Source organism: Streptomyces sp. NPDC046887 (genome assembly GCF_040644755.1).
Lineage (GTDB): Bacteria > Actinomycetota > Actinomycetes > Streptomycetales > Streptomycetaceae > Streptomyces > Streptomyces lichenis.
Genome location: NZ_JBEYXH010000009.1, coordinates 1 through 14,375, shown reverse-complemented (window position 1 = coordinate 14,375; position 14,375 = coordinate 1). Strand labels below are relative to the sequence as shown.

Here is a 14,375-nt window from a genome sequence, read left to right as displayed (position 1 = left end):
AGAGGGTTTGGTCCCGCCCGTCAGGGCGGGGGCAACTCGCCGGATGGCCCGCCGGGCCGCCGTCTCCGGTGCCGTGGCTCCCGGTAGTGCGCCGAGCGGACACCCGGTTCCCGCCGAAGGCCCGGTCGATCTGCGGCTGGTCGGGCCCGCGGTGGCCGCCTGGGTCGCGGCGGCGCTCGCGCTCGGCGCCCCCGGCGGCTGGACGGCCGCCGCCGTGGCGCTCTGTACGGCGGCGGCCCTGGCCCTGCTGCTGACCGCCCGGCGGAGGAGACCGGCCGGTCCCATCTCGGGGAGGCCGAACGGCTCGACGGAGCGGACCCGAGCCGACTCACCGGACCCCTTCGCACCCAACGGCGGCCAGCGCGGACGCACCCCTGCGGGATGGCTCCGTGCCCTTTGGTGGCGGCAGAACGCCACGGCCGCCGCGGCGGTGCTGCTGTGCGCGGCCGCCGGAGCCGCCTCCGCCGGACTGCACGGCGCCGACCTGCGCCGGGGGCCGGTGCCCGAACTGGCCGGCCACCACGCCAGGGTGACGGTGGAGGCGACCGTCACCTCGGACCCCCGGCTGACCCGGCCCGTCATGGACGGCCCGCGGACCGGTCCGCCCGGGGTGATGCTCGACGCCGAGGTGACCAGAGTCGAGAGCGCCAACGGCACCCGCCCTCCGACCCGGGTCCGCACCCCCGTCCTGGTGATGACCTTCACCGCCCAGCAGCGGTGGCGCCCACTGCTCCCCTCCACCCGGCTACGGCTCAGCGGACGCCTGGAACCACCCGGTGAGCAGGGCGGCCGATACGCGGCCGTGCTGCGGCCCGACGCGGCGGGACCGGTCGTCACCGGCGCGCCGACCCGACTCCAGCGCACGGCCGGAGAGCTCCGCGCCGGGCTGCGCGACGCCACCGACCACCTGCCCCCGGACGCCCGTGCCCTGCTGCCGGGGCTCGTCGTCGGCGACACCTCCCGGATCCCGGACGACCTGCACCACGCCTTCGAAGCGACCGACCTGCTCCACCTTCTCGCCGTCAGCGGAAGCAACCTCAGCATCGTCCTGCTGCTGCTCATCGGGCCGCCCGGCCGCGCCCTGCGGGCCGAACGCGGAGGCCTGGCGCCCCGGCTGGGCATCACCCTGCGCGGCACCGCGCTCCTCGGCGGGCTGCTCACCCTCGCCTTCGTCCTCGTCTGCCGCCCCGAACCGAGCGTGCTGCGCGCCGCCGCCTGCGGACTGATCACCCTGCTCGCCATCGCCACCGGGCGCCGCCGCTCCCTGCTGCCCGCGCTGGCCGCCGCCGTGCTGCTGCTGGTGCTGTGGAACCCCTGGCTGGCACGCGGGTACGGCTTCCTGCTGTCGGTGCTCGCCACCGGCGCCCTGCTCACCCTCGCGCCCCGATGGAGCGCCGCCCTGCGGCGGCGGGGCGTCCCCGGGCGCCTGGCGGAGGCGCTGGCGGCGGCCGCGGCGGCACAGGCCGTCTGCGCGCCCGTGGTGGTCGTCTTCGCCGGCCGGATGAGCCTGGTCGCCATCCCCTGCAACCTGCTCGCCGAGCTCGCGGTGGCCCCGGCCACCATCCTGGGGTTCGCCACCCTGGCCACGGCGCCGGTCTCCGGGACGCTGGCCGGCTGGGTGGCCGTCTGCGCCGGCTGGCCGGCCGGGTGGATCGCGTCCATCGCCCGGGCCGGGGCCGCCCTGCCCGGAGCGGAGGCCGCCTGGCCCGGCGGATGGGGCGGCGGTCTGCTGCTCGCCCTGGCCACCCTGCTCGCGCTGGTCGCGGTACGGCGGATACGCCACCGGGCCTGGGCGGTGAGCGCCTGTGTGATCCTGCTACTCCTCGCCGTACTCCGTCCCCCGCCGGTGGTCCGGCTGCTCACCGGCTGGCCGCCACCGGGCTGGGTGGCCGCGATATGCGATGTCGGCCAGGGCGACGCCCTGGTGCTGGCGGCCGGCCCGGGCCAGGCGCTGGTGGTGGACGCGGGCCCCGACCCGCGGCTCGTCGACGGCTGCCTCACCGAACTGGGCGTCCACCGCGTCCCGTTCCTGGTGCTCACGCACTTCCACGCCGACCATGTGCGAGGGCTGCCGGGCGTGCTGGACGGCAGGCAGGTCGGTGCCATCCAGACCACCGGCCTGCGACAGCCCCCGGAACAGGCGGAGTTCGTCCACCGGACCGCGGCCGCCGCCGGTGTCCCGGTGGTGCGGGCGGTGGCAGGCGAACGCCGTCGACTGGGCCCGCTGGACTGGCACGTACTGTGGCCGCCCCTGCCGTCCCCACCGTCCCCGGGGTGGGACCCCTCATCGCCCCACCCCGAACCCAACGACTCCAGCGTCACCCTGCTGGTGCGCACCGCCGGAGGCCTGAGTCTGCTGCTCCTCGGCGACCTGGAGCCGCCCGCCCAGCAGGCGCTGCTCCGGGCCCACCCCCGCCTGCCGGCCGTCGACGTGCTCAAGGTCGCCCACCACGGCTCGGCCCACCAGGATCCGGAGCTGCTGCAACGGGCGCGCCCCCGGCTGGCGCTGGTGTCGGCGGGCCGGGACAACTCCTATGGGCATCCCGCCCCGCGCACCATGACCGCGCTGGGCGCCGGGGGAGCGGCGGTGCTGAGCACCAGCGACCATGGGGCGATCGCCGTGACCACGGGCGAGCAAGGCCTCCGCGCCGTGCCACGCGGGCCGGCGGCACCGCCGTGAGCGCCCGGCCGGCGAGGGCGGAGACCGTACGGACCGGCTCCGCTCAGGTCACACCAGCCAGGCACCCTCGCGCATCAGCGTGCGGCCGGCGATCTCGTTCGCCTCGCGCCAGGCCCTCACCCTCCGCGGGGTCACCCGCAGATAGACCCAGGCGGCCAGGTCCCTCGGGTCCCAGCCGAGCTTGGCCGCGAGGGCGTCCGCCGAGGAGCCTTCCAGGTCCGCCGCCTCGACCGCCTCCGCGACCCCGTCGATCAGCACCACGTCACGGGTGTGCCCCAGACTCAGCACCACCGTGCCCCGCGGGGTCAGGTTGCGGGCCGTGGGGTTGGTGCGCTTGGTCGACATCAGGAGGGTGGCACCGTCCCAGACGAAGGAGAGCGGCACCAGCACCGGATCCCCCGCGGCCGAAGCGGTCGCCACCCATACGTCCTCGTCGTTCTCCAGCCGCTTCAGGGTGTCCCGCTTGCGCTGCTCGGCGGTACGCGCCGGCTCCCGGTTCGTCATGATCGGCACGGTAGGCGCGGTCCGGGCCCTCGCACATCGGGCGGCGGTCCTAGGTCGTCCGACCCCCGGGCAGCCGTCCGACCCCCGGCAGCCGTCCGACCCCCGGGCGGTCGCCGGGGCCGGACCGGCGGCGCGATCGGCATGGCGACAATGGTCCGGTGAGCGATCTGAGACATGTGCTGGTACTGCCCGACCGGGACGCCGCCGAGGAGGCGGCGGAGGAAGTGGGGGAGCGGTTCGGGGTCACCGAGGAACCGCAGCTGGTGCGCGACGCCCTCGCCGGGGAGGACGACGCCGAGGACGCCCAGTGGCTGCTGGTACTGGAGGACCCGGACGGGCGGCTGGTCGCCGCCGAACTGGACGAGTTCGCCGCCCGCTGGGACGGCTGGCGCGAGGAGCCCTGAGGCGGGGCGCGGGACGGCGGACCGCCCGTACCGGCGGCCGCCTCCTCAGCGTGCGGCCCGCTCCGCCGCCTCCCGGGTGATGTCGGCGTACCGGCGGAACAGGACCGGGCGGGCCTCGCCATGGCCGTGCTCGGGCAGGGCCGCCCAGCACCGGGCGATGAGCTCCCGGGCCTGGGTGCCGGGCCAGGGCTGGGGCAGGAGCTGGGGCGGCAGCAGGGGGTCGGGCTCCATGGCGCGGGTGAGTTCGGCCGCCAGCTCGACGGCGATGGTGAGCAGTTCGGTCGGGGGGAGTGCGGCGGAGCCGGTGAGCCGGCCGAGACGGGGCCGGGCGATGCGGCCGAGGCGGTGGTAGCGGTCGGCGATCTCCTGGAGGGGCCACAGGTCGCGGACGAGTTCGGCGGGCTCCCGGACCTCGCCCCTGCGCAGGTCGGTCGTGCTGAGGAGGGTGAGCGCACCGTGGACGCCGAGGCGGTGCGCGGCGTCCTCGACATACGGTTCCCAGGCGTTGGCGCAGACGTACAGTCCGCCCTGGAGCGGGGCGCCGCCGAGGTGCACAAGGGTCTCGCGCAGGGCGTCCCGGGCGGTGCGCGACGACTCGGGCACGGCGAAGGCGGCCAGATGCCAGACGCCGTCCCAGGGGGCGAGCCCGGCGTCCTGGCGGAACGCGTGCCGCAGGAAGTCCGTGTGGGGAGCCAGTGCCCGCGCGGTGTCCTCGGTGGCGTGCAGAACCGCTCGGCGACCGCGGCCCTCGTGGCTGAACCGGTCCTCGGCCACCAGGCGCTTGATGCACAGCCGCACCTGCTGGTCACTCATCCCGAGGGTCCCGGCGACGGTGTACAGCTCGTCCGCGCTGACCGTACCGTCCTCCCGGATCAGCGCGTGGACCAGCAGGCGGGTGGGGATCTCGACGTGGTCGGTCACGGTGTGCGCGGTCCTCTCGGCCCGTCCGTCCCGACGGGGCGGTGCATGGTGGTCACGGCGCCGAACCCCAGCAGCCCGCGGAGGTAGGGCGTGGACTCGGTCCGTACGGCCGTGAAGCCCCGCCGCTCGTAGAGGGCTCTGGCACGCGGGTTGGTGTCTATCACGTCCAGTCGGATCTCCCGGCAGCCCTGCTCCGCCGCGACGGCGGCCACCTCTTCGATCAGCAGGCTTCCGACACCGAGGCCGCGTAGCTCCGGGTCGACGGCGATGCCGTCCATCACGAGCTGCCCGGGGGCCGGCCGGCGCTCGAACAGAGCCAGGAGCGGGAGCCGGCGCAGCCCTCCGACGTATCCGTACACCCGCAGCACGTCCGATGCCGATCCCCCGGTGAGGGCCCGCCCACCGAGCTGGTAGCCGGCGAGGCCGACGAGCCGCCCGTCGAGGAGCGCGCAGACCGCGCGGTCGGCGTTCAGATGGGCGGCGATGAAGGGCACCGCCTTGCCCGGCGGGTTCAGCGCGGGACCGAGTTTGCGGCCGAAGGCGTCCCAGTACAGCTCGGCCGCCCGCCGCTCGGCCCCGGCCGGAACACCTCGCCGGACCGCCACAGATCCGGTCCCGGATCTCGCGTCAGCTTCCACGCCGTTCCCTCCCTCTCTACTCCCTCTCGGAACACCAAATCTATCAAATTTACTACGACCGTTCTGCTGGTGATAGTTTCACCTCCCGGTACGCGGCTGAACAGAGGCGGTCTCCTCCCATGTGTCCGAAAACCCGACCCCGGCGGCGCGGGCTCCGCGTCGCCGTGTACGCGCTCGTCATAGTCCTGGTCGTGGCCGCCGGGCTCGCCGGCGCGGTGCTGTGGCAGCACTCCTACGACATGGACCAGCAGCGGGTCTCGATCCGCCACGGCGGCCACACCCTCCACGGCGTACTGGCCACCCCCAGGGACGGCCGCAAGCGCCACGGCCTGGTCGTGTACATCCACGGCGACGGCCCCGTCGACGCCACCCACGAGGACGGCTACCAGCCCCTGTGGGAAGCCAACGCCCAAGCCGGTTACGCCACCCTGTCCTGGGACAAGCCCGGCGTCGCCGGTGCCCCCGGCGACTGGCTCGACCAGTCCATGGACGACCGGGCCGACGAGGCGGCCGCCGCCATCGCCTGGGCGCGCGCCCGCCCGGACATCGACGGCGACCGGATCGGGCTCTGGGGCGCCAGCCAGGCGGGCTGGGTCCTGCCGAAGATCGCGTCCAGGACCCCGGTGAGTTTCGTCATCGCCGTCTCGCCCGCGATCAACTGGCTCCGGCAGGGCCGCTACAACCTCCTCGCCGAGCTGCGCGCCGACGGCGCGTCGGCGGCCCGTACCCGGGCCGCGATCGCCAGGAGCGACACCACCCGCCGACTGCTGGAACGCCGGGCGACCTTCGAGGAGTACGTGAAGGCCACGCACGGTGACACGGACGGCATGACCGCCGACCGCTGGGGCTTCATCGCCAGAAACCACACCGCGGACGCCACCCACGACCTGAGCGCCCTGCGCGGCATACCGGTGCTGCTGACCCTCGCGGGCCAGGACATCAACGTCGACACCGCCGACACGGAGCGCGTCTACCGCGAGGTACTGGGCCCGGGCGGCGCGCTCACGGTCGAGCACTACCCGCAGGCGACCCACTCGCTGCTCAAGCAGTCCATCGAGCAGTCGGAGGCCAGGACCGTACTCACCGCGCTCTTCTCCCCCCGCTCGCTCTTCGCGGACGGCTTCCTGGACGACCAGCGGCAGTTCCTCAAGCGCGCCCGCCCCAGAAGCAATCCGGGCCCCTGAGGGAACCGCCCCCGAACGGGATGTCAGTGGGGCGTGGGATGCTGGGCAGCGATGGCCAGCAGAAAGAACCAGACCGACGACGTCCTCGCCCCCCTCACCCTCGCCGTGGGGCAGGAGGACCTGCTCCTGGACCGGGCGGTGCAGCAGGTGGTGGCCGCGGCGCGGGCGGCCGACGCCGACACGGACGTCCGCGATCTCACCTCCGACCAGCTCCAGCCCGGCACGCTCGCCGAGCTGACCAGCCCGTCCCTGTTCTCCGAGCGCAAGGTCCTGGTCGTGCGGAACGCCCAGGACCTCTCCGCCGACACGGTCAAGGACGTGAAGGCCTATATCGCCGCCCCCGCCGAGGAGATCACCCTGGTGCTGCTCCACGCGGGCGGCGCCAAGGGCAAGGGCCTGCTCGACGCGGCCCGCAAGGCCGGGGCACGCGAGGTGGCCTGCCCCAAGACCACCAAGCCGGCCGAGCGGCTGACCTTCGTCCGCGGGGAGTTCCGCACCCTGGGCAGGTCCGCGACTCCGGAGGCCTGCCAGGCGCTGGTCGACGCGATCGGCAGCGACCTGCGCGAGCTGGCGTCCGCCGTCTCCCAGCTCACCGCCGATGTCGAGGGCACCATCGACGAGGCCGTGGTGGGCCGCTACTACACCGGCCGCGCCGAGGCCTCCAGCTTCACCATCGCCGACCGGGCGGTGGAGGGCCGCGCCGCCGAGGCCCTGGAGGCGCTGCGCTGGTCGCTGGCCACCGGCGTCGCCCCCGTACTGATCACCAGCGCCCTCGCCCAGGGCGTCCGGGCGATCGGCAAGCTCTCCTCGGCGCGCGGCGGCCGCCCGGCCGACCTCGCCCGCGAGCTGGGCATGCCGCCGTGGAAGATCGACCGGGTACGGCAGCAGATGCGCGGCTGGACCCCCGACGGCGTCGCCACCGCCCTGCGCGCCGTCGCCGAGGCCGACGCCGGGGTCAAGGGCGGCGGCGACGACCCGGAATACGCCCTGGAGAAGGCCGTCGTCGCCATCGCCCACGCCGCCCGCCCCCGCCGCTGAGCCACCCGCCGAAGCAGCACCGACTCAGCGGGCGGCCGCGCCCAGCACCAGCACCGCCACGGCCAGGCACAGAAAGCCGCCCGGGAACGCCATGTTCCGGTACACCCCGGCGCGCACATGGGCGATCACCGCGCCCATGAAGAACAGCACCAGCCCCACCGCCGCCGCCTCACCCACCCACACCACCCCCAGCAGGCCGAGCAGCAGCCCGGCCGCCCCCGCCCCCTTCAGCGCGCCCAGCCACCACAGCCAGCCGCGCGGAACCCCGACCTCCGCCGAGTTGGCCAGCACAAAGCCGGCCCCGCGCAGATCCGCCACGGCGATCGCGGCGTTGGCCAGCACGGTGACAAGGGTGACGATCACAAACGCCGGATACATCGAGGTGCCTTCCGCCAGGTCCAGGTCTCCCACAGGGTCACCACCACCCTCCCCAGGCCCCCGGCACCCCGTCCAATACCTGCGTCCATAACCTGGAGGCATGGATGTGGACACCCGGCTGCTCCGCTACTTCACCGCCGTCGCCGAGACGGGCACCCTCACCCGCGCCGCCGAGGAGCTGTTCGTCTCGCAGCCCGCGCTGACCAAGCAGATCCGGCAACTGGAGACCCAGCTCGGCGTCCGGCTGTTCACCCGCTCCCGTACCGGGATGGCCCTCACCGGGCCCGGCCGCGCCCTCGCCGAGCGGGTACCGGACCTGCTGGCGGCCTGGGACCGGACGGTACGGGAGACCAAGGCCGCGGCCGCCCGGGCCGCCCGGGTGCTGCGGGTCGGTTTCCTGGCCAGCGCCGCCAACGAGGCCACCCCGGACATCGTGGCCGCCTTCACCGCACGGCGACCGGACTGGCGAGTGGAGATGCGGCAGGCCGCCTGGTCCGAGCCCACCGCCGGACTGGCCGACGGAGAGGTCGACGCGGCACTGCTCCGGCTGCCCTTCCCCGGCCAGGAGGCACTGCGCACGGCCGAGCTGTTCAGCGAGGACCGCTGGGTGGCGCTCGCCGCCGGGCACCCGCTCGCCGACCGCGAGGTGATCGACTTCCGCGAACTTCTGGACGAGCCGTTCGTCGCCGCCCCCGCCGAGTCCGGCTGGTGGCGCGACCACTGGCTGGCCGCCGACGAGCGCCAGGGCCGGCCCGTGCGTATCGGCGCGGTGACCGACCTGCCGGACGACTGGCTGAGCGCCATCGCCAACGGCTACGGGATCGCGCTCGCGCCCGCCTCGGCCGCCCGCTTCTACGCCCGCCCCGGCGTGGTCTACCGCCCGGTGCGCGGCATCGGCCCGAGCCGGGTGGGCGTCGCCTGGGCACCCGCCCACGACCACGACCCCGTCGTACAGGACTTCGTCCGCAGCTGCCTGGAAGCCGTACCGGCCCCGTGACCGGCGACCGAAAAACTCCCGCCCGCATGCCGAAGGCCCCGGCCACCGTCCTGGGGAAGGACGGCGACCGGGGCCTCGCGGATCAAGAAGTGTGCGCCATACCCGCGTGGCGAACGCAGTCGCGTATGACGCAGGGTGCCGGTCAGGAGCGGATGAGAGGGCCCGCTTGGTCCGTACCGGCGGTTGTCACATCAGAAGCAGTCAGAGCGTGAGCTCAGCCCTGCAGGGTGGCGACCTTGGAAGCCAGCGCCGACTTCTTGTTGGCGGCGGCGTTCTTGTGGATGACACCCTTCGAGACAGCCTTGTCCAGCTGACGGGTGGCGGCGCGAGCGGCCGTGGTGGCCTTCTCGACGTCACCCGAGGCGGCGGCCTCGCGGGCCTTGCGGATCGCGGTCTTGAGCGAGGACTTCACGGCCTTGTTGCGCAGCCGCGCCTTCTCGTTCGTCTTGTTCCGCTTGATCTGGGACTTGATGTTCGCCACGAAAGAGCCTTTTCAGGTTCGTAAGGATTTGATCGACGCGTCCGCCGGCCGAGAGGGGCCAGAAGACACAGCTGCCCAGGCTAGCAGTCGGCGTCCGAACGGCCCAAACCGCAGCCGGCCACGGCCGCGAACCCACGCTCCCCCCACGGCCGCGAACCCAAGCCCCCGCACCCCGAACCGCAGCCCGCGCGGCCCGTACCCAGGGCCCGCCGCCGTCCGTGGGACCATGGAACCTACGTATCGATCCGACGTCGACCCGAGCAGAGACCCCCGGCAGCGCCCGGCGTCTCGAGAATCAGGACCCTGCGTGCCCGCGACCCCTACCCATGTGCCGGAGCCGAGCCGTACCGACCCGGCGCTGATCCGCAACTTCTGCATCATCGCGCACATCGACCACGGCAAGTCCACACTCGCCGACCGGATGCTTCAGCTGACCGGTGTGGTCGAGCAGCGGCAGATGCGCGCCCAGTACCTCGACCGGATGGACATCGAGCGCGAGCGCGGCATCACGATCAAGTCCCAGGCCGTCCGGCTGCCGTGGGCGCCCACCAGCGGCGACGGCCAGGGCAGCACCCATATCCTCAACATGATCGACACGCCGGGGCACGTCGACTTCACCTACGAGGTCTCGCGCTCCCTGGCCGCCTGCGAGGGCACGGTCCTGCTGGTGGACGCCGCCCAGGGCATCGAGGCGCAGACCCTCGCCAACCTCTACCTGGCGATGGAGAACGACCTCACCATCGTCCCGGTGCTCAACAAGATCGACCTCCCGGCCGCCCAGCCGGAGAAGTTCGCCGAGGAGCTGGCCAACCTGGTCGGCTGCGACCCCGACGACGTGCTGCGGGTCTCCGCCAAGACCGGCCTCGGCGTCGAGGCGCTGCTCGACCGGGTCGTCCAGGACGTGCCCGCCCCGGTCGGCGTCGCCGACGCGCCCGCCCGCGCGATGATCTTCGACTCGGTCTACGACTCGTACCGCGGTGTCGTCACCTACGTCCGGGTGGTCGACGGCCAGCTCAACAAGCGCGAGCGCATCCGGATGATGTCCACCGGCGCCACCCACGAGCTGCTGGAGATCGGCACCAACTCCCCGGAGATGCTGCCCGCCGACGGCCTCGGCGTCGGGGAGGTCGGCTACCTGATCACCGGTGTGAAGGACGTCCGCCAGTCCAAGGTCGGCGACACCATCACCCAGCAGCACAAGGGCGCCACCGACGCGCTGGGCGGCTACAAGGACCCCAAGCCGATGGTGTTCTCCGGCCTCTACCCGCTGGACGGCTCCGACTACCCCGAGCTGCGCGACGCCCTGGACAAGCTCCAGCTCAACGACGCCGCCCTGGTCTACGAGCCGGAGACCTCCGCCGCGCTCGGCTTCGGCTTCCGGGTCGGCTTCCTCGGCCTGCTCCACCTGGACGTGATCCGCGAGCGGCTGGAGCGCGAGTTCGGGCTCGACCTGATCGCCACCGCGCCCAACGTGGTCTACCGGGTACTCATGGAGGACGGCACCGAGCACACCGTCACCAACCCCAGCGAGTTCCCCGAGGGCAAGATCGGCGAGGTGTACGAGCCGGTGGTCCGGGCCACCATCCTCGCGCCGAGCGAGTTCATCGGCTCGATCATGGAGCTCTGCCAGACCCGGCGCGGCACCCTGCTCGGCATGGACTACCTCTCCGAGGACCGGGTCGAGATCCGCTACACGCTCCCCCTCGCCGAGATCGTCTTCGACTTCTTCGACCAGCTGAAGTCCAAGACCCGCGGCTACGCCTCGCTCGACTACGAGCCCACCGGCGAGCAGGCCAGCTCCCTGGTGAAGGTGGACATCCTCCTCCACGGCGACAAGGTGGACGCCTTCTCCGCCATCACCCACAAGGACGCCGCGTACGCGTACGGGGTGCGGCTCGTCGCCAAGCTGCGGGAGCTCATCCCGCGCCAGGCCTTCGAGGTGCCGATCCAGGCCGCCATCGGCTCCCGGGTGATCGCCCGCGAGACCATCCGCGCCATCCGCAAGGACGTCCTCGCCAAGTGCTACGGCGGTGACATCTCCCGTAAGCGGAAGCTGCTGGAGAAGCAGAAGGAAGGCAAGAAGCGGATGAAGATGGTCGGCTCGGTGGAGGTCCCCCAGGAGGCCTTCATCGCGGTGCTGTCCAGCGACGACTCCGCGGGCGGCGGCAAGACCAAGAAGTAGCCCGCCCACCGGGGCATCCCGCCCGCCGGGGCATACAGCCCGGCCGTGCTTCCGAGCGCCCGTCCCTCACCCAGGGGCGGGCGCTCGCCGCATGACGCGGTGGCACTCGCGGTGGCGCCCGTCGTGGCGGATGGTCGCCACCACGGCACTCCCCGGCCCATCCGCCCGTTCCCCCATCGACCGGCCCGCAGGGCCCGCTCGCCAACTCCGGTACGTGGCGAGTCCTCGCCACTCCGGGCCACTCCGGCACGATGGCCGCACTTTTTTCGTTGCCCAAAGAGGAAGGGGGCGCGGGCGGGGGGACAGCGCACAGCAGACAGGCAGGGGGGGACAGCGCACAGCAGACAGGGAAGCGCGCAGCAGACACGGAGCAGCGGCACGGGAGACGGTGAAGCGATATGAGGTGAAGCGTTATGAAGAGGGAACCAAGCGCCGGGCCGCAGCCCCTTACGTGTCGGACCCCGGCCCTCTAACCTGGCCGCCCGAGGGTTACTCGCCAGTTAACAATCTCGACGTGCAGCCCAGAGCCCACTCGACGTGCAGCCCAGAGCCGCAAGCCGCCCGGAGGACGCCGTGAGCGACACACAGACCCTGATCGAGAACCGCCCGCCCTCGGTGGCGGCACTCTTCCTGGAGCGCGTGGCGAAGACTCCGAACGCGGAGGCGTACCGCTACCCGGTTCCCGCGCCCTCCGGCCAGGGGCCGGACGAGTGGCGGTCGCTCAGCTGGGAGCAGGCGGCCGAGCGGGTCTTCGCGATCGCGGCGGGTCTGATCGACCTCGGCGTACAGGCCGAGGAGCGGATCGCGCTCGCCTCGGGGACCCGGGTGGAGTGGATCCTCTCGGACCTGGGCGTGATGTGCGCCGGTGCCGCCACCACCACGGTCTACCCGCAGACCAACGCCGAGGAGTCCTCGTACCTCCTGGCCGACTCCGAGAGCCGGGTGCTGATCGCGGAGGACGCCGCGCAGCTGGCCAAGGCCCGTGAGCGCCGCGCCGACCTGCCGCATCTCGCCCATGTCGTCGTCATCGACAACGAGGGCGTCGAGGTGGCCGGGGACGACCCGGCGGGCTGGGTGCTCTCCCTCGCCGATCTGGAGAAGCGCGGCCGGGACTACCTGGAGCAGCACCCCGAGGCGGTACGGGAGCGGGTCGGCGCGATCACCGCGGACCAGCTCGCCACCGTGATCTACACCTCCGGCACCACCGGCCGGCCCAAGGGTGTGCGGCTGCCGCACGACAACTGGTCGTACATGGCCAAGGCCATAGCGGCCACCGGGCTGGTCACCGCCGAGGACGTGCAGTACCTGTGGCTGCCGCTGGCCCATGTCTTCGGCAAGGTGCTGACCTCCGGGCAGATCGAGGTCGGTCACGTCACCGCGGTCGACGGCCGGGTCGACAAGATCATCGAGAACCTGCCGGTGGTCCAGCCGACCTATATGGCCGCCGTCCCGCGGATCTTCGAGAAGGTCTACAACGGGGTCGCGGCCAAGGCCCGGGCCGGCGGCGGCGCCAAGTACAAGATCTTCCAGTGGGCCGCCGAGGTCGCCCGCGAGTACGCGAAGACCAGCCAGGACAACTACCGCCGCACCGGCAGCGCCAGTGTGCCGTTCGGCCTCGGCGCCAAGCACAAGGTGGCCGACGCCCTGGTCTACTCCAAGCTCCGCGAGGCCTTCGGCGGCCGGCTGCGCGCGGCCGTGTCCGGCTCCGCCGCGCTCGCCCCCGACATCGGCTACTTCTTCTCCGGCGCCGGCATCCACATCCTGGAGGGCTACGGCCTCACCGAGTCCAGCGCCGCGTCCTTCGTCAACCCGGGCGAGGCCTACCGCACCGGCACGGTCGGCAAGCCGCTGCCCGGCACCGAGGTGCGGATCGCCGACGACGGCGAGATCCTGCTGCGCGGCCCCGGGATCATGGAGGGCTACCACGGGCTGCCGGAGAAGACGGCCGAGGTGCTGGAGTCGGACGGCTGGTTCCACACCGGGGACATCGGCGAGCTGTCCGTCGACGGCTATCTGCGGATCACCGACCGCAAGAAGGACCTGATCAAGACCTCCGGCGGCAAGTACATCGCGCCCGCCGAGGTCGAGGGCCAGTTCAAGGCGGTCTGCCCGTACGTCTCCAACATCCTGGTGCACGGCGCCGACCGGAACTTCTGCACCGCCCTGATCGCGCTGGACGAACCGGCCCTGCTCGGCTGGGCGGAGGAGAACGGCCTGGGCGGCAAGTCGTACGCGGAGGTGGTCGCCACCCCGCAGGCCGACGCCCTGGTCCAGGGATATGTGGACCAGCTCAACGAGGGCCTCCAGCGCTGGCAGACGATCAAGAAGTTCCGGCTGCTGCCGCGTGACCTGGACATCGAGCACGGCGAGCTGACCCCGAGCCTGAAGTTGAAGCGTCCGGTCGTGGAGCGCGAGTACAAGCACCTCATCGAGGACATGTACGCGGGCACCAAGGAGGGCTGAGGACGCGAAGGGGGGCGGGGACACGCGGGAGGAGGACACGCGGGAGGGGGCGGGGACTTGTGCCGCGCCCCCTCCCGTTGTGCCGCCCACTTTGCGCCACCTCCGTTGCGCCGCCCTCCGGGTCCTTCGGTGTTCCTCCGGTGTTCCTCCGGGTCCTTCGGTGTTCGTCCGGGTCCTTCGGTTCCTCCGGTGTTCCTCCGGGCCCGTCGCGGTCCCTCCGGGTCCGTCGGTGTCCCATCGGGGCGGTCGGTGGCGCGTTGCCCCCGGCTCCTGCGCGTTGCGCCGCCCCCGGTGTACGGGATCCGCCCCGGCTGTGGGGGGTCCGCTCCGGAGGCCGGGGGAGGGGCTGTTTTCGGCCATAGGTCGTTGTCGACGGGAGTGAACGGTCGGCGTGGGGGCGGGGGCGGGGCTGGTGAGCGGCGGAGGGGGTGGGCGGCCGGCGCCACCAGCGCCCGCAGCGCGTCCTTCTCGTTCCCGGTCGCGTCCCCCGAGCCGTAGATCCGCA

12 protein-coding genes are annotated in these 14,375 nt (G+C 73.0%); 7 read left to right on the top strand and 5 right to left on the bottom strand.

All coding sequences use genetic code 11. The features are described from left to right. Positions 1-43 precede the first annotated feature (43 nt). Positions 44-2,680: a ComEC/Rec2 family competence protein gene (locus tag ABZ945_RS11625; RefSeq protein ID WP_361267170.1), complete on the top strand. Its 2,637-nt coding sequence runs from the start codon at positions 44-46 to the stop codon at positions 2,678-2,680. Positions 2,681-2,728: 48 nt separating this feature from the next. Here ABZ945_RS11625 and ABZ945_RS11620 read toward each other — a convergent pair whose 3' ends face one another. Next, the gene (locus ABZ945_RS11620) at positions 2,729-3,184 is read right to left on the bottom strand and encodes a pyridoxamine 5'-phosphate oxidase family protein (protein ID WP_361267168.1); all 456 of its coding nucleotides are present in this window, start codon (positions 3,182-3,184) and stop codon (positions 2,729-2,731) included. Between the two features lie 158 nt (positions 3,185-3,342). Between ABZ945_RS11620 and ABZ945_RS11615 the strand changes: the two genes are divergently transcribed. Beyond that, positions 3,343-3,588, top strand: coding sequence for a hypothetical protein (locus ABZ945_RS11615; protein WP_248632107.1), 246 nt, complete (start codon positions 3,343-3,345; stop codon positions 3,586-3,588). Between the two features lie 45 nt (positions 3,589-3,633). Here ABZ945_RS11615 and ABZ945_RS11610 read toward each other — a convergent pair whose 3' ends face one another. After that, positions 3,634-4,509: a PaaX family transcriptional regulator C-terminal domain-containing protein gene (locus ABZ945_RS11610; protein WP_361267166.1), complete on the bottom strand. Its 876-nt coding sequence runs from the start codon at positions 4,507-4,509 to the stop codon at positions 3,634-3,636. Continuing rightward, positions 4,506-5,114 carry a GNAT family N-acetyltransferase gene (locus ABZ945_RS11605; RefSeq protein ID WP_361267164.1) on the bottom strand — a complete coding sequence of 203 codons (609 nt, stop codon included), beginning with the start codon at positions 5,112-5,114 and terminating at the stop codon, positions 4,506-4,508. Before ABZ945_RS11605 ends, ABZ945_RS11610 begins: the two co-directional genes overlap by 4 nt. Positions 5,115-5,338: 224 nt before the next feature. Between ABZ945_RS11605 and ABZ945_RS11600 the strand changes: the two genes are divergently transcribed. Both ABZ945_RS11600 and holA read left to right on the top strand, forming a co-directional pair. Then, the gene (locus ABZ945_RS11600) at positions 5,339-6,331 is read left to right on the top strand and encodes an alpha/beta hydrolase (protein ID WP_361267162.1); all 993 of its coding nucleotides are present in this window, start codon (positions 5,339-5,341) and stop codon (positions 6,329-6,331) included. A gap of 51 nt (positions 6,332-6,382) precedes the next feature. Continuing rightward, positions 6,383-7,369, top strand: a complete 987-nt coding sequence (gene holA / locus ABZ945_RS11595) for a DNA polymerase III subunit delta (RefSeq protein ID WP_361267160.1) — start codon at positions 6,383-6,385, stop codon at positions 7,367-7,369. Positions 7,370-7,393: 24 nt separating this feature from the next. Here the strand turns inward: holA and ABZ945_RS11590 are convergent, their stop codons facing one another. Then, on the bottom strand, positions 7,394-7,747 hold the full coding sequence (locus ABZ945_RS11590; RefSeq protein ID WP_361267450.1) for a DoxX family protein: 354 nt from the start codon (positions 7,745-7,747) through the stop codon (positions 7,394-7,396). Between the two features lie 100 nt (positions 7,748-7,847). On the opposite strand from ABZ945_RS11590, the gene ABZ945_RS11585 reads away from it, so the two are divergent. Beyond that, complete coding sequence (locus ABZ945_RS11585) at positions 7,848-8,744, top strand: LysR family transcriptional regulator (RefSeq protein ID WP_361267158.1); 897 nt, start codon at positions 7,848-7,850, stop codon at positions 8,742-8,744. Between the two features lie 214 nt (positions 8,745-8,958). Here the strand turns inward: ABZ945_RS11585 and rpsT are convergent, their stop codons facing one another. Continuing rightward, positions 8,959-9,225, bottom strand: coding sequence for a 30S ribosomal protein S20 (rpsT, locus tag ABZ945_RS11580; protein ID WP_248632114.1), 267 nt, complete (start codon positions 9,223-9,225; stop codon positions 8,959-8,961). 307 nt (positions 9,226-9,532) lie between these two features. Between rpsT and lepA the strand changes: the two genes are divergently transcribed. Both lepA and ABZ945_RS11570 read left to right on the top strand, forming a co-directional pair. Next, complete coding sequence (gene lepA, locus ABZ945_RS11575) at positions 9,533-11,407, top strand: translation elongation factor 4 (protein WP_361267156.1); 1,875 nt, start codon at positions 9,533-9,535, stop codon at positions 11,405-11,407. A 573-nt stretch (positions 11,408-11,980) separates the two neighbouring features. Continuing rightward, on the top strand, positions 11,981-13,870 hold the full coding sequence (locus ABZ945_RS11570; RefSeq protein WP_361267154.1) for a long-chain fatty acid--CoA ligase: 1,890 nt from the start codon (positions 11,981-11,983) through the stop codon (positions 13,868-13,870). Positions 13,871-14,375 lie beyond the last annotated feature (505 nt).

Bases quoted from the DNA above. Each gene is read 5' to 3' on its own strand.
- ABZ945_RS11585 (WP_361267158.1), top strand. From the start codon at position 7,848: ATGGATGTGGACACCCGGCTGCTCCGCTACTTCACCGCCGTCGCCGAG.
- ABZ945_RS11625 (WP_361267170.1), top strand. From the start codon at position 44: ATGGCCCGCCGGGCCGCCGTCTCCGGTGCCGTGGCTCCCGGTAGTGCG.
- ABZ945_RS11590 (WP_361267450.1), bottom strand. From the start codon at position 7,747: ATGTATCCGGCGTTTGTGATCGTCACCCTTGTCACCGTGCTGGCCAAC.
- holA (WP_361267160.1), top strand. From the start codon at position 6,383: ATGGCCAGCAGAAAGAACCAGACCGACGACGTCCTCGCCCCCCTCACC.
- ABZ945_RS11620 (WP_361267168.1), bottom strand. From the start codon at position 3,184: ATGACGAACCGGGAGCCGGCGCGTACCGCCGAGCAGCGCAAGCGGGAC.